Source organism: Saccharibacillus sp. CPCC 101409 (genome assembly GCF_030518235.1).
In the GTDB taxonomy this organism is placed as follows: Bacteria; Bacillota; Bacilli; order Paenibacillales; family Paenibacillaceae; genus Saccharibacillus.
In genome coordinates this window covers 98,422-117,786 of the sequence record NZ_JAULSA010000010.1, presented here as the reverse complement: position 1 = coordinate 117,786, position 19,365 = coordinate 98,422, and the positions used below count along the sequence as shown (strand labels likewise).

The following is a 19,365-nucleotide window of genomic DNA, read 5'->3' as shown; positions in this document are numbered from 1 at the left end:
ATGTTGGATAAGGCGACACCGCCAATATCGAAAAAGAGGTGAATCGAGTCTTGAGAAAAATGAAAGCGTTCTACTTAAGAAAGATGGTTCGGGCAGGGTTAATTTTTGCGTTGGCTGCAAGTATGACTGTCATTGATGCGAGGGCTTACGCTCAGGATGAACCACCGCTTTCGTCAAAGAGGAACGAAGCCGCTTTGCTGCCGGTGATCCGCGAAGAAGTGGATGCAGCTGGCTTTATCCATCCGGGCATCGGTTTAACGAAGGATGTGCTGGAGAATGCCAGAACCCAGGTTGCCGAAGGAAAAGAGCCGTGGGCGAGTTATTTCGAGCGGATGAGTCAATCGCCAGCGGCCGCTCGCAGTGCGGCGTCGAGCAATGCCGACCCGGCTGATTCGACTCGGCCCAAGACGGACGCCGTCAACAGCAAGGGCGCATTTGTGGCGGACGGTCTCAAGGCCTATACGCAGGCTCTGATGTATGTACTGAGCGGTGACGAGGTCTACCGGGCGAATGCGCTGGCAATTATTCGCATTTGGGAACAGATGGATCCGGCTAAATATACGTATTTTGCCGATTCCCATATCCATATGGGCATTCCCCTGAATCGGATGGTCGTCGCGGCGGAAATTCTGCGCTATACAGATACGAACCAGGCGGAATTGAAGTGGACGGATCAAGATACACAGAAGTTTACGGACAATTTGATCGTACCGACCACGGAAACTTTTTTGCATCATAACGGGTATTTCATGAATCAGCATCTATACCCGCTGCTCGGGGCGATGTCCGGCTATATCTTCACAGGTAATCAGGAACGCTATGAGGAAGGTGTCGAATGGTTTACGGTTAATGAATCGGCCGTTGACCAGGGGCAGAACGGTTCGATCAAGCAGCTGTTCCGCCTGGTGGATGAAGATATTCTGACCGGTGAGCCGGTTGATCCGCCGCGCGTGCAGCATGTGGAGATGGGACGCGATCAGGCACACGGTGCGGGCGATCTGACCAACGCGGAGATTCTGGCCCGACTACTTCAGGCCCAGGGAACCCGAGTCGATCCGGCGAACGGAACGGTATCCGAGGCGCATAACGCTGTCGATGCGTATGAGTTTCTGGACCATCGCCTTCTGGCGGCTTCGGATTATTTTGCTCGCTTCATGCTGGGCTACGATATTCCATGGACGCCGGTTGCTGCACATACCGACCCGGCGGGCAATCCGACAATTGTATACAAAGCGCCGGCGTCGGGCTACAGAGGCCGGATCGGCGGGAATGTGTACGGCCAATATTATCATTATAAATACGAAGCGGGCCTGAATATTGAAGCGGAAGCGCCTTATTTCGCGGACATGTTCGACAAGCGGCTGCCTTTCTACTGGGAGTCGCCGGACGGCGGAGCCGATTATTGGCTGTTTATTCCGGCGGAAGCGGCATCCGAAGGCACGCAGACGCTGCCCCGAATGTCCACCGATTCCAATTTGAACGAAGTCGAATATCGGGCGACAAGCCTGGACGGTCGTTCCTCGGTTGAGCAAGAAGGAGGCGTCTTCTACGTGCGAATACAGGCAGCAGAAGAAGGCAGCCGTGTTGCGCTGGTCGCGGCAGCGACGGCGGAGAAGACCATTGGGTTCCGTATTCGCACGAATGGTCCGGCGAAGCTTGAGGTTAACGACTGGAGCGACGATGCGCTTGTACTGCCGAATACGGAGGGCGAATGGCGGACAGTCGTTTACCGAATGAATGCGTTCCGAGGACTGGGCGATCTGACGTATCTGAACGTAACCGGCCCGGGAACGCAGGTCGATCTCGATCATATCCGCCTGAATGCCGGTCAGGTGTTGACCCCACCGGTATTCCGGGACGGAGGCGGGAAGACTGAACTGTTCACATACGCTGATTCGCAGATTCCGCTAATCCATGATTTTGCGGCGGACGATGCCGGAGAGGGAGATGCGTTGGTTTATCACGTTGATGATCTGCCCGACGGGGCTTCGTTCGATTCGGCAAGCGGTATCTTATCCTGGCAGCCGCTTCATTCCGGCGTGCATGCGTTCACGGTGAGCGTCTCGGACGGGGTGTCGGTCACGGCCCGCTCGGTACTGCTGAGCGTAAGCGAGAATCGGCAAGCGGCGATCGAAGCGGCCGCTTCGCTGTACTCGGAACATACAAGCTATGTATCTGCGACCCGCGAGAAGTTTCTGCGCATTCACGGCGAAGCCGGTGTGCTTGCAGGAAGCGCCGCAGACGGGGACTTCCTGCTCAAGCTGGCGGAACTGCGTCAGGCTGCCGAAGAGCTGCGCCAGTTGACGCCGCTTCTGCCAGACGGCAGCATGGATTATTCGGACCTGGTGGCCTCGTCAACGGTCGGCAGCGAGCTTCCGAAGCTGCTTGACGGAGCGCCTGACACTTTTGCTTTTTACGGCAATGCGGTCGATCGAACACATACATTCGATTTTGGCCCGAACTTCGGCATTACGGCCGACGCGTTTGAACTGCAGGTGCGCGCAAGCTTCCCCGAACGCGTTGGCGGTACGACGCTGTTTGGCTCGAACGACAAATCGAATTGGACCCGGCTGACACCGGGCATGACGGCGGTGTCCGAAGACATGCAGCGGCTCGAAGTCAATCCGAGCCTCCGCACCACGCCGTTCCGCTTCCTGCAGATTCGCATGGTGCAGCCTTCCAGTACGATGCTGGAGCTGTCGGAATTCCGAATTTTCGGACAGCGCCGCGAGACGGTCAACAAGCTGGAAACGGTGACACTGGGTGCGCAGGGAGATGTTCGCGATCGCGTATCCGAAGGGGCTTCGATCCTGCTGAACTTCCGCTCGTCCGAACCGATTGCTAATGTGCGCACGACTATCCAGGGACTCGAAGTGCAGGCGCAATCGGACGATGCGCGGAATTGGACGGCCGAACTGCCGGTCGATGAACACACGGAATCCGGCGCGGTTCGATTCCGCATCGCCTATCTGACGGCTGCCGGCGAGGAAGCGCCGGACACGACACTGACCACCGACGGCTCTTCGCTGACGGTCGCCGACGAGAGCCGGTTGATCCGCGATATTCTGTCGATCACCGAACTTCAGGATTCGAGCGGCAGAAGCCCACAGGCGCTGCTGCAGACGGCCGTTGCGCTGTTCGACGGAAAACCGAATACGATTACTGATTTCCGCGTGGGCGGCAGCGGAAGCGGAGGATATATTCGGTTCGATTTCGGTTCGGACGGCGTGAAGCTCTCCCAAGCGGAACTGTTGGCCCGACAGGACAACTATTATACCCGAATCGGCGGCACGGTCGTGCAGGGATCGCATAACGGCGTTTCCTGGACAACCTTGACGCCCGCCGCTGTCAAGACGGCCGAATGGCAGACGCTGAATGCGCAGAGTTCCGAGGCTTATCGGTATATCCGCATTTATAATGGCAGCAGTTGGTACGGCAATATGGCCGAGCTGCGTTTGCACGGCGAGACTCAGGGTGGCGGTTGAATAACCGCCGTGCCAAGCGCTTCCCGATACGGCGGGGAGCGCTTTTTTAAACATAACAGAACAAATCGAAAGATTTTACAATACCCGCAGCGGGGACGATCTGGTATCCTTGGATTTGAAGAAGAGACAGAGAGACCGGCACTTTCAATCTATTCATTGTGTAAGCGCTTCAAATGATGCGAATGCAGAAGGGATCGGCTTGGGAGACCAGTGAGGGGATGACAGAATGAGAAGAAGAGGGATCAAGAAAACGGTATTCAACCATTTGATTTTGTCGTACACCGTGCTATCCATTCTTCTGGTCGGTTCCATAGGCGGATACGGCTATGTTCAAGCGAACGAGGTCATGAATCGCGAGATTGCCAAGGAAAGCCTGTCCCGGATCGATTCGGCCCAATCTTTTATCGAGACTACGCTGCTCAAGAAATATGAAGATAATCTGCAGAACAAGGCGCTGGCTGTTCGTTTTATCCAGAATAATAGCAATTTGAATCTGCTGCTGTATGGAGGATGGAAGGGCAATTTGAGCCGGGTGGCTTCCTTCCGCAGCGATCTGGAGTTTTTCAGATTGGAGAACGAAGGCGTGATGAACGTCAGCGTCTACTTCCCCAAGCAGGATTATATGATTGACGCCGAGCGCTTCTATATGAAGACGGCCAATTCTCCCGAAGCCGGTTATTTCGCGTCGATCAAGCAGAAGCCGTTCAAACACTGGATGGCAAGAAATGATGCGGAAGGCAACCGGGTTCTTTCCTATATGATTAAGCTTCCCTATGCTGCGGCGAACGCCGAGCCGGAAGGTTATTTCCTGATTGACGTAGATGTGCGTTATCTGCAGGAAGCCATTCGTCCGATGCTGAGTACCACAAGCGATCGGCTGCTGATTGCGGATGGAAACGGGGAGGAGCTGTTCGCAATCGGAAGCGATGAGGCTTCTGTGACGGCTGCACTGAACGAGGCCGCACGTTCCAAGGCTTCCGGCGGCACGACGGTTCGGGACGACGACGGGGCGGGTATCGTCTCCAAGCTCCCTGCCGAAGGTTCCATCCACGGCTGGACTTATGTGATGTACCGGCCGCTCCATTCCGTCGCGCTGTTAACGGACCGGCTTACGGCCGGGCTTCTGAGCGCCTGTGGGATCATCGTCCTGTTCGGCATGCTGATGTCGTTCTTCTTCTCGAAAAAGCTGTATGTGCCGGTGCAGGGGCTGCTGAACAAAGCGCGCAGCGTGAGGCCCGCACCGCCGCATTCGGCTTATGTCAACGAATATGTGCTGATCGGAGATACGTTTTCATTTATGAACGAGAAGATCGTCGATCTGGAAATGCAGGCTCGGCGCAGCGAGCGGCTTGGCCTGCTGCTTGGCATGCAGCCGGCTGGGGACACTCGGGCAGCGCTGCCGGAGAGCGGGCGCTATCGGGCGGTCTATCTGCGCATAACCGCAGGTGATATGCAGACGCTCCAACGTGTCCGTGACCGTTACGGCTCGATCTCGGGTGAATGGATCTTCCTGAACGATCGGGAAGCGGCGATTCTGTACGTTTTTCCGCCCGACGATGAACCCGGCTGCGCCGAAATTATCGGAGAGCTGCGGCAGTTGATGCAGGAAGTCGAAGATCAAGCATCGTTCCGTGCTGCCGTCGGTGTGCTTGCCGATGGGGAGAGCGAGATTGCCGAATCTTACCGTACTGCGCTACAGGCGGCCCGTTATCATTTTGTACAGGGCGAAGATACGATTATTGTGTACGATTCACTCGATGGGCTGAGCGCCGAGCCGCTGCTGTTCCATTATGAGCATTATCGCAATGCGCTCCAAGCGGGTGACCGCAGCGCAATTACTACTTTTATCGCTGACTTTTCGGAATCGCTAAAAAGAGGCAATCTGCAGATCGAGACGGTGGAACTGGCCGTGCTGCAGTTGATTACGCAGTTGTATCAATGCTTGCTAGAACTGAAGCTTCAGCAGCTTCTGCCCGAAGCCGGGCTGTTTGAAGAACTGAAGGCGGACACGCTGGATCAGACCGCGCGGCGCATCCTGGAGCTGTCCGAACGGGTGGCGGAATGCCGCAACGCCGACAGCAATCAGGCGCATGCGGAAGTGATCCGCACGATCAAGGCATATATCGAGGAGCATTTGCACGAAGACCTGTCGCTGCAGATCCTGTCGCGCGAAGTCTCGCTGGCTCCCGCGTATATTTCCACCCTGTTTAGCGAAGGAACCAAAAGTTCGTTTACCGAATATGTGACCCGGCTGCGGCTGGAGAAAGCGGCCGATCTGCTCATCGAACAGCCGCGCCTATCCGTGGCTTCAATCGCCGAACAGGTCGGCTACCGCAATGCGCAGTATTTTCACAGCAAGTTCAAGGCCCGCTACGGCGTAACTCCGGTTCAATATCGCAAAGCGAAACGGGAGGATGGCGACTGGATTCCCTTGAACGGCTGACGGACTATGCCGGGTTTTCGCAAGACAGTCCGCAGCCTGCCACTTTGACTCCCGATACCGCTGCGGTACGGGATTTTTTTTGCCAAATCGAAAGAAATGATACGAAATCGAATGAAATTACCGTAGAAAAAACGCTTACAAAAGCTCTAAAGTGGGACATGTGAACCGGGCGGCGCCGCTCGGGGACATCCATGACACACAATGAAAGGAGCAAGACGATGAACCCGGTTACTTCCCCGGAATCCGGCGGCCAGGCCGTCACCAGAAAGCCGTCGAAACTTGCGAAGACGTGGAAGGAATACAAAAAGTGCAGGTATCTGTTTCTGCTGCTTACTCCCGTACTGATCTGGTACGCGATATTCGCATATGCGCCGTTGTACGGCATCCAGCTCGCTTTTAAAGATTTTCGCATTATGGAGGGCATCTGGAACAGTCCGTGGGTGGGCTTCAAACATTTCGAGTTCCTATTTTTCCATTCGCCCGACTTCTTCAAGATTTTGCGCAATACGGTAGTTATCAGTTTCTATCATATTATTTTCGGCTTTCCGGCTCCGATCATTCTTGCGCTGCTTATCAATGAGATTCGCTTCAGCAAGTTCAAGAAAATCACGCAGTCGCTGACCTATCTGCCACACTTCTTCTCCTGGGTCATCCTGTCCGGGATTCTGCTGACGCTGCTGTCGCCCTCGACGGGTGTAGTCAATTATCTGATCGAACTGGTCGGTCTCAAACCGATCTATTTCCTCGGCGATCCAAACTACTTCCGGTTCACACTGGTCACGTCGGCGATCTGGAAGGAAATCGGCTGGGGAACGATCATCTACCTTGCAGCTCTGTCGGGCATCTCGCCGGATCTGTACGAAGCCGCCGTCATGGATGGGGCGAACCGCTGGAAGCAGACGCTCAAGATTACGCTGCCGTCCATTCTGCCGGTAGTGGTGCTGATGTTCATCCTGCGCACCGGCGGCATTCTGGATGCGGGCTTCGATCAGATTCTGAATCTGTATTCCCCGGCAACCTATGAGGTTGCGGATATTCTCGATACCTACGTCTACCGGGTAGGCTTGCAGAATTTCCAATTCAGTCTGACGACGGCCGTGGGGTTGTTCAAGAACCTGATTGCATTCACGCTGGTACTGATGACCAACTATGTCGCCAAGAAGCTGGGCCAGGAGGGGCTGTTCTAAGTTCATGAAAAGGAGTATCGAATGTGAAACCGACAAGGGGAAATCAAATTTTTCAAGCCGTATTGATTGTATTTATGATTCTACTCTGCATCGTCATGTTGTATCCGTTCGTACACATGCTGTCGATCTCGCTTAGCACGCCGGCGGAATCACTGCGAACCGGCATCCATTTGTATCCGAGAGAGGTTTCCTTCTATGCGTGGGAACGTGTGCTGTCGCGCAGCGACATCTGGATCGGCTTCGGCAACAGTGTATTCCGCACGGTGGTCGGGACGATCTGTTCGATCGTGTTCATGTCGATGGGGGCTTATCCGCTGTCTCGCAAATATTTGCCGCATCGCAGCTTTTTCACCATGCTGATCGTGTTCACCATGTTCTTCAGCGGGGGGTTGATTCCGACTTACTTCCTGATTAAAAATCTGGGTCTGATCGATACTCGGCTCGTCTATATCATTCCGGGTCTAATCAGCACCTTCTCCATGCTCATTCTGCGCAACTTCTTCCAGGCCATTCCCGAAGAAGTGGAAGATTCGGCCAAGATTGACGGAGCGAACGATCTGCAGATTCTGTTTCGCATCATCATGCCGCTGTCGCTGCCGGTGTTGGCAACCTTGTCGCTCTGGTCGGCAGTCGGGCATTGGAATGCCTGGTTCGATGCTGTACTGTATATCCAGGACCCGGCCAAGCAGGTGTTGACCACCTTCCTGCGCAGGGTTGTCATCACGGGCGAAGACGTGTCGATCTTCTCTTCGGACTCGCAGAGCGCGGTTCTGGGCTATGCGGAACCGATCAAGGCGGCCACGCTGATGTTCACCGCGCTGCCGATCATCGTTGTCTATCCATTCCTGCAAAAATATTTCGTTAAGGGAACCATGGTCGGTTCGCTTAAAGGCTAGTACCTTGACCGCTTAAGAGGTTAGGTTACGCTCCCCGAAAACCCGCTTGAACCGTGCGTGTTTCCGATGAACGTAAACCTTAGATTTGATGCGGTCAAGGTACTAGAACAGACAAACAGACAAAAGGGAGGAAACAGAAGTGAAGAAAAGAATCGGGTTTACCGGCTTGACCGCACTGATGCTCGCCGCTTCCGCGCTGCTGAGCGGCTGCGGAGGATCGTCCGAAGAGAGCGGGGCCGGAAAGGCCACCGATACAAATGCACCGATGACCGTTACAATCGCAAACAACTGGGGAGCGCCGGAAGCGGACAATAATTTCGTGCAGAAATATCTGGAGCAGAAATTCAATATCAAGATCAAGAACGTCAAATTTGAAACGGAAACGTGGAAAGAACAGCTTGGCGTAATGCTCGCTTCCGGCGACATTCCGGATATTCTGGCCGTCGACGGCACGGTGGGCGATATGGTGCAGTGGGCGGACCAGGGCGTGATTGCCAACATCTCCGTCGACGAGATCAAGCAGTATATGCCGAAGTACACGGCGGATGTGGAGGGCGTCGATCCGAAAGCCTGGGAAGCCGGAAGCTACAACGACAAGAACTGGGGCGTGCCGAAGGTCTGGTCCAATGGTTCGACGGGCTTCATGCCCGCATATAACGGTCAGTGGCTGAAGGCGATCGGATACGATCAACCACCGCAGAACCTGAACGAACTTGAGGATGTGCTGACCAAGTTCACGCTCGAAGATCCGGATGGCAACGGCAAAAAAGATACCTACGGCATGACCGGACGCGGAAAAGATGCACAGACACAGATGTTCAATTCCGTGTTCGCCGCTTACGGAGTCAATCCTTACCAGTTCAAGCTCGGCAAGGACGGAAAAGTCGAATACGGCGCCGTAACGGAAGAAGCGCGTGCCGCGCTCACACTGCTCAACAAATGGTATACGGCCGGCATTATCGATCCGGAATTCATTACGGACGGCAACGGCGAAATTCAGACCAAGTTCATCAGCCTGCGTACCGGCATGCTGGACACCGGCATGTGGCATCATCTGTACAAGGACGGTTATTTCGGTCTGGTCTCGGCGGACAAAGGCATTGAGCTGGTGCCGGGAACCCCGGTTGCCGGTCCGGACGGTCAGAAATATGCGATGTCCAACGGTGCGCTTCAGCCGCCGCTGTTCTTTGGTGTACAGCTTGAGAAGGACGAGGCCAAGCGGCAGAAGATTCTCGAAATGCTGGAATATGTGGCAACGGACGATACCGGTTATCTGACGACGCTGTTCGGCGAAGAAGGCCAGTCGTATGACATGCAGGACGGCCTGCCCGTACTAAAAGAAGGCATCAAAGCCGCAGAATGGGGCCTCAGCTTCTATAATCCGTTCGGCGGCAAGGTGCAGGCGATGGAGAAATACCACTTCTCGCCCGACAAGATTGCCTTCCGCGACAAGTATACGAACATAGATGGACTTACCATCCTGACCGATCTGATGCAGTCGACAGTCATGTCCACCAAGGCGCAATATGAAGCGATCCTGACTACGCTGCAAGCGCAGTATTACATCAAGGCGATTACGGGGGAAGCGAATACGGATAAAGGCTTCGATGACTTCAAGGCACAGTGGCTGAATTCCGGCGGTCAGGCGGAACTCGACGAAGCGCAGCAGATCTATGAGGCGCGTCAGGGATGAGCGGAGGCGAATACGGTCAAGTAAGCACACTTGCCGTCTACCCGATACCCGAAGGCCTGGAAGAAAGCCCGGATTATACAGTCCGTGTCCGGGAGCCGGGAGCGGAATGGCAGCAGCTGTTCGTGTATCGGGCTGCCGTTGACATGCACGATGTTCGTTACGCTTCGATGGTTACTTTCAGCTGCGGCGGTCCGGTCGAGCTTGAGATCGAACATCGGCTCGGAGCGGTGACGGATACCGTAGTCCGTCCACTGTCGGCAGGGCTGCGCTGCGACGATCAAGAAGACGAAGTAGCGCTCCGGCTCAAGCTGGACGGGCCGCGATTGCTCTCGCTCGAAGTCAACGGCGAGCGGTTCCGCAATCTGCATATTTTCGCCAATCCGGCGGAAGAGAACGCGCCGGAACCGGATGGCGACGGCGTGCTGACGCTGCGGCCGGGATTACATCGGGGAGCGGATATTCGGCAGCGGCTGGATAACGGAAGCAGAACGGATGCGGACACCGGCAAGGCAAGAACGGCAGAACAGCGCCGCATCGTCCGGTTCGAGCCGGGCGTGCATCTTCTGGAAGACGATCGGCTGTATCTTCCCTCGCATACATCGGTATATCTGGCGGGTGGTGCCGTGCTGTGCGGCGGTCTGGTCTGCGACAAGGTGCGCGGCGTGGAGATTCGCGGACGCGGTGTTCTGGATCTGTCGTCTTTTGCCAAAAACACGTATTATCGCGGCGTCGATGTGCGTTACTCTTCGGACATCGTCATCGAAGGGATTGCCATGATCGATCCGCCACATTACAGCGTGCTGCTTGGTCAGTCAGAGCGCATCCGTATCTCCAATCTGAAAACGTTCAGTTCGCGTGGCTGGTGCGACGGCATCGATATGATGGCCTGCCGGGACGTGACGATCGAAGGCGGATTTCTGCGTACCTCGGACGACTGCATTGCGGTGTATGCGTCACGCGGTGAATTCTGCGGCGATGCGCGGGATATTAGCGTACGCGGGACAATTCTGTGGGCGGATGTTGCCCATCCAATCAATATCGGCACCCATGGCGATCACGCAGGAGCGGGCACTGTCATCGAACGGCTGCATTTTGGCAAGCTGGATATACTGGAACACCACGAGCCACAGCCGGATTATTGGGGCTGTATGGCGATCAATGCGGGCGACCATAATATTGTACGGGACGTCGTGTTTGAAGACATTCGCGTCGAGACGTTCGAGCTGGGTGAACCGTTCAACATCCGGGTGCTGAAGAACGAGAAATACAACCCGGCTCCCGGCAGAAGGATCGAGCGGGTTCTGTTTCGCAACATTCGCTTCGATGCGGCCTGCCCGAACCCGTCGCATATCTCCGGTTACGACGAGGACCGAATGGTGGAAGACGTCGCGTTCGAGAACGTGACACTGGGAGACGAAGTGCTCACATCGGAGGCACGTCACCTGCTTATAGGCGAATATACAAGGGAAATCGCAGTTCAGTGGAGATAGAATGGTAAAAGTCGGTTTCGACGGAAGAGGTATTCTTCTGTCGGAACGGCTTTTGAATATGCAAAATTGAATTTCATCAACCTGCACCAGAGCATAAGCAGACTCAAAAATTCTCTCGCCACTTGAGCCGAAGACGGACGCTATATGCCGAATTCGTTGGAGCTGTACAAACGGCGCACCAGCGCATGTATGCCGTCCGAAAACGGGTCATCGCGCCATTCGATCAAAAATCGGAGGAGATTCCTAAGACTGGATTCTGATAACAAGGGGCTCAAGCGAAGATTGAAGATTAGGTTTATTTTGTAGGAGAAGGGAGATCGACATGACTGCAGATTTTATTAACGGCTTACTTCATTTCAGCGGCACGCGACAACGCTGACCTGCATGTCTACCGTTTGACCGACGATTATCTGAATGTCGAGCGTCTCATCCATAAGCTTTGGCAGGGTGAATATCGCGAAGCGCCAGTTGTGTTCAAGCGAAAAAATAAATATTATATGCTCTCGTCTTTTTGTACTGGTTGGGAGCCTAACCAATGCAAGTTTGCTTCGGCCGATGCAATAGAAGGGAAATGGAGCATGTTGGAAGACTTTGGTGATGCTACTACTTATAACACGCAACCGGCGTTTGTGTTAAAGTGCTCGGAAGAACAATTTCTGTATATTTCCGACCGCTGGAACAGTCATGAATATAATGATTCCAGTTATGTATTTCTACCAATTGAATTCGACTTCAGTCATCCCGTATTAAATTTTTACGCCAGATTCACTCCGCAAGGAAATGGACTTTCCTTTTTATTTGAATGCTAAACAAAAAAATATGATTTTTAACTCTTTAAGTATATATTATTTTGATAAAAAAGTTCTCTCCAAAATTAATCTTTTTGGAGAGAACTTTTTTTATTATGTATCATGCTAAAAAGAAATATTTTGTGCGCTACCAATTAAAAACTAAACTAATCGTAGTTTTTCCAAATATATTGTTCAGTCCACTCTTTATATAATTGCAAATGAAAGCGCGCGCATTCCATATTCACCAGGTAGGAGAGAGAGAAAACCGACTTAAACCAGAACAAAGGGGAAAGCAAACATGAAAAAAGCGATTGCACTGGTATTGGTTGCTGCTTTGTCCGCATTAACTGCATGTTCAAACAATGCCAAAGACAGCAAGGGCGCTCAGGAAGGAAGTACGGCGGAAGAAATTCCGACAATCGTTTGGCAGTATCCGACGCCGGGAAATTTGGGGTCGGGGTTCCAAGAGGTTGAAGATGCGTTCAACGCAATGTTGGAAAAGGATGTCGGGGCGCGTGTGAAATTCGAGCCTGTCGGATTGAGCGAGTCCACGAAAAAAGCTTCTCTCGCCGTTGCTTCGGGCGAACCGCTGGATATCATGCTTACCGCTTTTACAAGTCTGGGACCTTCGGTTGACAGCGGGATGATCGTGCCTCTCGACGATCTGCTGGAGCAGCAGGGCAAGGACATTAAGGAACAGGCAGGGGTCCTGTTGGATGGAGCCAAATACGACTCCAAAACTTACGGCGTCCCACCGGTCTATATCAAAGGCAATACTTACGGCTATCTGGCTCGAACGGACCTTCTGCAAAAATACAATATCACGATCGATCCCGAGAAAAAGTATACGATGGATGATCTGGACGAGATTTTCGCCAAAGTAAAAGCCGGCGAAGGCAAAGACTTTTATACCACGATTCCATGGAATACGACTCAGGACCCGCTGAACAACTCCTATATCGAATATGACAAGGTAACGGGTTCGCTTGCCGCAGGCGTACTGATGCTGAATCGTGGATTCGACGATACGACGGTAAGCAATCTGTTCGCTACGGACGAATATGCGACATATGTGAATAAAATGTATGACTGGGCGAAAAAGGGCTACATTTCTTCCGATGCAGCCATCACCAAGCAATCACCCGATTCGCTGCTTGCAACGAAGAAATATCTGGGTATGTTCTACTGGAACGATCGACTGTCGGCCAGCTCAAAGAGTGCCGCATCCGGCATTGAATTCACCGGGATTCCGATGATCGAGCCTTATGTATCCAATAATGGCGGTCAGGGCATCATGTGGAATATTACAAGTTCGTCCCAGCATCCCGAGAAAGCCATGGAAGTGCTGAACTACATTTACAAAAATAAAGATGCTGCCTGGCTGCTGCAATTCGGTCTGGAAGGAAAGTCCTACAAAGTATTGGAGCAGACGGATGAAGGGACTTCAATTGAATTTATGGACCCGGATACATCCAAGCTCCCTTATTATCAGGGATACGGCATTTATGGCAATCGGCTTCAATGGCCCGTTGTATCGCCAGAACCGATCAACAAAAACAAAGTTCTGAAAGAAGACGACGATAATATCCCTCAATCGAGATACTCGCCGGCATTGGGCTACAGCTTCAAGCAGGCGTCGGTATCTTCGGAGATTGCAGCCGTTTCTACAGTCATCGAGCAGTATACACCGGCCTTCAACAGTGGGGCGCTTGAACCGAGCAAGTCACTGCCGGAATTCCTGAATGCGTTGAAATCCGCCGGAATCGATAAGATCATTCAGGAAAATCAGAAGCAGTTGGACGAATGGAAACAGAGCAACGGGAAATAGATTGCGAATCGTCCGCACAGGTGGCGGGCTGCTAATCGGCAGCCTGACCGCTTGTCAGGAAAGGAGCTTCACATGACGGCAATTGAAGTCAAACGAGCGAGCGCTCGTGAAAAGAAGAAAAACCGTTGGAAAAGATATTTTCCGGTATATCTCATGATTCTGCCGGGACTTCTTTACCTTTTGATCAATAACTATATCCCGATGTTCGGTGTGATTATCGCTTTCAAAAAGCTGAATTTCTCTGAAGGCATCTTCGGCAGTCCATGGAACGGATTGGATAATTTCAAGTTTCTCTTTGCAACAAATGACGCCTGGGTTATCACAAGAAATACGATTCTGTACAATGTTGCTTTCTTCGTGATCGGAACGGTTTCGGCGATTACGCTGGCCGTGTTGATCAACGAGATTCGCAGCAAGTTTGCTTCAAAAGCCTACCAGAGCCTGACCCTGCTGCCGTTTCTGATGAGTTGGGTCGTTGTAAGCTATCTCGGTTATGCCTTCTTGTCTTCGGAAACGGGACTGATTAACAATTCCATTCTGCAGCCGCTGGGCAAAGAGTCGATTAACTGGTATATGGATAAGACGTATTGGCCGCTGATTCTGATTCTTGTCAATACCTGGAAAGGTATCGGTTACAGCATGATCATCTACCTGGCGAGTATCGTCGGAATCAATCAGGATTATTACGAAGCAGCGACGATCGATGGGGCCAGCAAGTGGAAGCAGATCCGCCATATTACGCTCCCTCTGTTGAAGCCTACCTTTATCACGCTGTTCATTCTGGCTGTTGGACAAGTCTTTCGCTCGGACTTTGGTTTGTTTTATCAGATGCCGCAGAATAGCGGAGCGCTGTATTCGGTTACGCGAACACTGGATGTTTACGTGTATCAAGCACTGCTGCGCAACAGCGATTACGGCATGTCCAGTGCTGCCAGCTTCTATCAATCGATTGTGGGCTTTGTGTTGATCCTGGCTGCGAATTTCTTTATCAAAAAATACAACCGGGAAAACGCGCTGTTTTAGAGGGGGATGGAGATGAAGACAAGCGAGTCCAGAATTACCCAAATTGTCGCCCACGTTTTTTGCGGTCTGATTGCATTGTGTGCGATTCTTCCATTTTTGCTGCTGATTATCTCTTCGTTTACTTCCGAATCCTGGGCCACCGAACATGGATATTCTTTTTTTCCACAGAAGTTCAGTCTTGAAGCCTACAAGTATATTGCAGTGCAGTGGGATACCATCGGGAAGGCTTATCTAATGACGTTGATTGTTACTTTCGCAGGAACCGTTGTCAGTGTATCGATCACGGCGCTGTTCGCCTACGGGATCTCCCAGAATCATATTCCGGGCATGAAAGTCGTCAATTTTCTGATGATCTTCACCATGCTGTTCAACGGCGGTCTGGTGGCGACTTATTACATGTACGTCCATTACCTGGACTTCAAAGACACGATCTGGGCGCTGCTGATTCCGAATCTGCTGATGAACGCGTTCAATGTCATCCTGGTAAAAAATTATATGTCGTACAGCATTCCTGGAGCGCTTAAGGAAGCGGCTACCATCGACGGTGCGAGCGAATTCAAGATTTTTGCCAGAATTATTATGCCGCTCAGCCTCCCGATTATCGCTACGATTGGGTTGATGACAGGACTGGCTTATTGGAACGACTGGCAGAACGGTCTGTACTACCTGTCCGGACGCGACGGTGCCAGCTTATATACCATCCAGATTATTTTGAACAATATCAATGAGAATATTCAGGTGCTTCTGCAAAATGCTTCACAGGCGCAGGCCATCGGAGCCAATGTAGCGGAGCTTCCTTCGACCACGATAAGAATGGCGATTGCCACAATCGGGATCCTGCCGATTCTCGTGCTGTACCCGTTCTTCCAACGCTATTTCGTCAAGGGAATCACGCTGGGCGGAGTCAAAGAGTAGAAGGAATTGCGGTGGACATTTAAGCGATTCAAGGAGGATATAAATGACTTATCATTCGATCAAACCCGGGCAGGTATGGCTCGATACACAAGGCAAACGGATTCAGGCACATGGAGGCTCCGTTATTGCCGTTGGAGAAGTCTTCTACTGGTATGGCGAGAACAAAGAAAAGACAAAGCCGGGAAACGGAATCTGGCATTGGGGAGTCAGATGCTACGCTTCGACTGACTTATACAATTGGGAAGATAAAGGCGTGATCATTCCTCCAAATGAAGAGGATGAAGCCTCGCCGCTGCATCCTTCACAGTATATGGACCGACCGCATATTCTCTTCAACCGCCACACGCAAAAGTTCGTCTGCTGGCTGAAGGTGATGCAGAAGGACGGCACACAGAAATCGACCGTTCTGACGGCCGATGACATTCTGGGGCCGTATACGATGGTCCAAAGTGATCTTCGTCCGCTTCATATGAGCGCGGGCGATTTCGATCTGGTCGAGGCTGCGGACGGCAAGGCTTACTATTACTTTGAAAGAGTGCATAGCGAGATGATCTGCGCGGATTTGACGGCAGATTATACGGATATTACCGGCTACTATTCCACACATTTTCCACAGCTTCAGCCACCAGACGTCCGTGAAGCCCCTGCTTATTTCTTCAGAAAAGGGCTGCATTATCTCTTTACCTCGGGAACGACGGGCTACCACTCGAATCCTTCCGAGGTCGCTGTAGCCAAGAGTTTCCATGGACCTTGGGAGGTACTGGGCGATCCGCATCCAAATGATGCATCCAGAACGTCCTACAATTCGCAAATCACTTCCGTATTCAAACATCCGTTCAAGAAAGATCTCTATATTGCGCTGGCGGATAGATGGATACCGAATTTGCCCGAGCTGGCGGGGGAGAATTATGCGACCGGGAAAGGTTATGCAGAAACGGCGGAGATCTACAGAAAGATGTTTAATCCCGACATTGACTTTGCCTTGGAACGACCGCATTACTCGATGGACATGAATATCGATACCTCCGTTGCGGATTATGTATGGCTGCCGGTTCGCTTCGATGGCAGGCTGGCTTATCTGGATTGGAGAGAAGAATGGAGGATTGAAGATTATGAGTAAAGCGATGGGCGCCGATTATCTGAATCCTTCGCTCTCGGCCGAACAACGCGCCGACGACCTGCTGAGAAGAATGAGTCTGGAAGAAAAAATGGGGCAGATTGTCGGGTACATGCCGGAGAAAGGCAGTTTCGAGCTGTTGGAAAAAAATTATCCGCATGGTGTAGGCGAGGTTGCCATGTTGTTTGCCGGTGAACTTGACAACAAAGAAGCCCTGATTAACAAAGTCATACAGATTCAGACGCAAATTATGAAACTGAGCGAACACCAGATTCCGGCTATTTTCCACATGGAGACGTTGACAGGCGGCATGATGCCGGAAGCGGCAAGTCTACCTTCCGCCATCGGACAGGCTTCTACTTGGAATCCTGCACTGATCCGTGAACTGGGCAAAATCGTGGGCAGGCAGGCCCGGATAGCGGGGGCTACCCATGCGTTTGCTCCGGTACTGGACGTGGCGCGCGATCCGCGTTTCGGCAGACAGGGCGAAACATATGGTGAAGATCCGACGTTGGTGTCGGCCATCGGAACAGCTTATATTGCCGGATTACAGCATGATGGCAACCTGAAGAAAGGCGTACTGGCCTGCGCCAAGCATTTCCTCGGCTACCATGCTACTCAAGGTGGCATTCATGCCGCTTCAACAGCAGTCCCGCCGAGAATCCTCAGAGAAGTGTATGCGAAGCCGTTCCAGGCTGCCATTACCGATACAAACATGCGGTCTATCATGAATTCTTACGGATCGATCGACGGTCAGATCGCAGCTGGTTCGTATGAGATTCTTACTACGCTGCTGCGCGAAGAAATGGGATTCGACGGAGTGGTCGTATCCGATTACTCTTCGATCTCGGAGCAGCACACCCGGCATCGGCTGTTCGAGAGCAAGACGGACACCGGTGAACACTCGCTTCAAGCCGGAATGGACGTGGAGCTACCAGCGAAGGACTGCTATAACGACGAGCTGATGCTTCGCTTCAGGAACGGAAGCGCGGACATTGGCGCACTTGATCGCGCCGTGCGGAATGTTCTGATTGCCAAATTTGAATTGGGCTTGTTTGAGCAGCCGTTCCCGGAACCTGAATATACGGGGGAAGGATCATTCGGCGGCGAAAAAATGCATAAGCTGCTGGTTCATACGGCGCGGCAATCGCTGGTTCTGCTGAAAAATAACGGTGTTCTTCCATTGAAGCGCAAGCAACAGAAGATCGCGGTCATCGGTCATCATGCCCAGTCGATTCGGGCGTTGTTTGGAGGCTATTCATTCGCAAGTTTGGTAGAAGCTATGTCCGGAGTCGGCAATACGATGGCCGGGGTGGATTTTGAGAAAATATCGAATTTGAACAAAGAAGAATTCACGATGGACCGAGGCCATTATACGTATCCGGGCAGCAAGATCCAGATCGAGAATCCTGCTGTAGACCAGCGGCTGCAGCAGCTCTATCCGGAAATTCGGACGCTGCTGCAGCAGATTCAAGCAGAGAATCCACAGGCGGAGATCACGTATGCGTATGGTTACGCTTATGCCGGCAGCGATACTTCGATGCACCAGGAGGCGCTGAAGGCTGCTGAAGAAGCGGATATCGTCATTCTCACACTGGGCGGCAAGTTCGGTTGGGGAACCGCCTGCACAACGGGCGAAGGCATCGATGCAACCCACATCCAGATTCCGGACTGTCAGGAGACATTTATCCGCAAGCTCGCCGGGTTAAACAAGCCGACCGTGGCTGTCCATTTCGACGGAAGACCGATTTCCAGCGATATGGCTGATCTGCATATCGATGCGATCCTAGAAGTCTGGAGCCCCGGACAATACGGGGCGGAAGCCGTTGCCGATGTCCTGTTCGGCGACTACAATCCGGCTGGAAGGCTGCCCGTCACCATTGCCTATAATGCCGGCCAGGCACCGCTCTTCTATAATCATGATAATGGAGCCAGCTATCATGTGGGAACGGACACGGCCTTTACGAGCTATGTGGATTGCCCACGCGAACCCCGCTATTATTTCGGACATGGGTTGTCATATACGACATTTGACTACTCGACCTTCGAGATCGAGCGGGCGGAAGTGAAACCAGACGGGAACGTGGCCGTTACCGTCGAGGTCACGAATACCGGTGATCGGATCGGTGAAGAAGTCGTTCAGCTCTACATTCGGGACCTGTATGCCAGTATGGTTCGTCCGAACCTGGATCTGGTCGGATTTATTCGAGTGGCGCTTGCACCCGGCGAGACGAAGAAAATTTCGTTTACCATGCATCCGAGCCAATTTGCGTTTCTCGACAAGGATATGAAGTGGAAGATCGAAGCCGGCGAGATGGAATTGTTGATCGGCGCTTCCTGTCAGGATATTCGGCAGACGGGCCGTTTCCGCATCATCTCCGATTTATTCATTGACGGCAAATCGAGAAGCTTCAACGCAAAAGCAGAAGTGTTGTAAGTACCTTTCGGGATTGGAGGGTCGGCCCACCGGGTTGACCTTCTTTTCCTTTATTTGCTC

At 52.6% G+C, this 19,365-nt stretch carries 12 protein-coding genes; all 12 read left to right on the top strand.

Features of this window, described 5'->3' with window-relative positions; all coding sequences use genetic code 11:
- The first annotated feature begins 203 nt into the window (after nt 1–203).
- The 12 genes from QWJ34_RS19355 (at nt 204) to QWJ34_RS19300 (ending at nt 19,305) form a co-directional block, all read left to right on the top strand.
- Nucleotides 204–3,485, top strand: coding sequence for a putative Ig domain-containing protein (locus tag QWJ34_RS19355; RefSeq protein WP_302730491.1), 3,282 nt, complete (start codon nt 204–206; stop codon nt 3,483–3,485).
- A 226-nt stretch (nt 3,486–3,711) separates the two neighbouring features.
- Nucleotides 3,712–5,928: a helix-turn-helix domain-containing protein gene (locus QWJ34_RS19350; protein WP_302730381.1), complete on the top strand. Its 2,217-nt coding sequence runs from the start codon at nt 3,712–3,714 to the stop codon at nt 5,926–5,928.
- A gap of 218 nt (nt 5,929–6,146) precedes the next feature.
- On the top strand, nt 6,147–7,115 hold the full coding sequence (locus QWJ34_RS19345) for an ABC transporter permease (protein WP_302730379.1): 969 nt from the start codon (nt 6,147–6,149) through the stop codon (nt 7,113–7,115).
- A gap of 23 nt (nt 7,116–7,138) precedes the next feature.
- Entirely contained in the window at nt 7,139–8,011 is an 873-nt protein-coding gene (locus tag QWJ34_RS19340) for a carbohydrate ABC transporter permease (RefSeq protein WP_302730377.1), read from the top strand.
- Between the two features lie 139 nt (nt 8,012–8,150).
- Nucleotides 8,151–9,704 (top strand): extracellular solute-binding protein, encoded by a 1,554-nt coding sequence (locus QWJ34_RS19335; protein ID WP_302730375.1) that lies wholly within the window; start codon nt 8,151–8,153, stop codon nt 9,702–9,704.
- Entirely contained in the window at nt 9,701–11,194 is a 1,494-nt protein-coding gene (locus QWJ34_RS19330; protein ID WP_302730373.1) for a glycosyl hydrolase family 28 protein, read from the top strand. The genes QWJ34_RS19335 and QWJ34_RS19330 overlap by 4 nt, the downstream gene beginning before the upstream one ends.
- A gap of 395 nt (nt 11,195–11,589) precedes the next feature.
- Entirely contained in the window at nt 11,590–12,003 is a 414-nt protein-coding gene (locus tag QWJ34_RS19325) for a glycoside hydrolase family protein (RefSeq protein WP_302730371.1), read from the top strand.
- 280 nt (nt 12,004–12,283) lie between these two features.
- Nucleotides 12,284–13,813 (top strand): ABC transporter substrate-binding protein, encoded by a 1,530-nt coding sequence (locus tag QWJ34_RS19320; RefSeq protein ID WP_302730369.1) that lies wholly within the window; start codon nt 12,284–12,286, stop codon nt 13,811–13,813.
- A gap of 72 nt (nt 13,814–13,885) precedes the next feature.
- Nucleotides 13,886–14,836 carry an ABC transporter permease gene (locus QWJ34_RS19315; RefSeq protein ID WP_302730367.1) on the top strand — a complete coding sequence of 317 codons (951 nt, stop codon included), beginning with the start codon at nt 13,886–13,888 and terminating at the stop codon, nt 14,834–14,836.
- Between the two features lie 234 nt (nt 14,837–15,070).
- Nucleotides 15,071–15,751 (top strand): carbohydrate ABC transporter permease, encoded by a 681-nt coding sequence (locus QWJ34_RS19310; protein ID WP_302730366.1) that lies wholly within the window; start codon nt 15,071–15,073, stop codon nt 15,749–15,751.
- A 43-nt stretch (nt 15,752–15,794) separates the two neighbouring features.
- Nucleotides 15,795–16,871 (top strand): family 43 glycosylhydrolase, encoded by a 1,077-nt coding sequence (locus QWJ34_RS19305; RefSeq protein WP_302730365.1) that lies wholly within the window; start codon nt 15,795–15,797, stop codon nt 16,869–16,871.
- Nucleotides 16,864–19,305 (top strand): glycoside hydrolase family 3 N-terminal domain-containing protein, encoded by a 2,442-nt coding sequence (locus QWJ34_RS19300; protein WP_302730363.1) that lies wholly within the window; start codon nt 16,864–16,866, stop codon nt 19,303–19,305. Before QWJ34_RS19305 ends, QWJ34_RS19300 begins: the two co-directional genes overlap by 8 nt.
- The last annotated feature ends 60 nt before the right edge of the window (nt 19,306–19,365 follow it).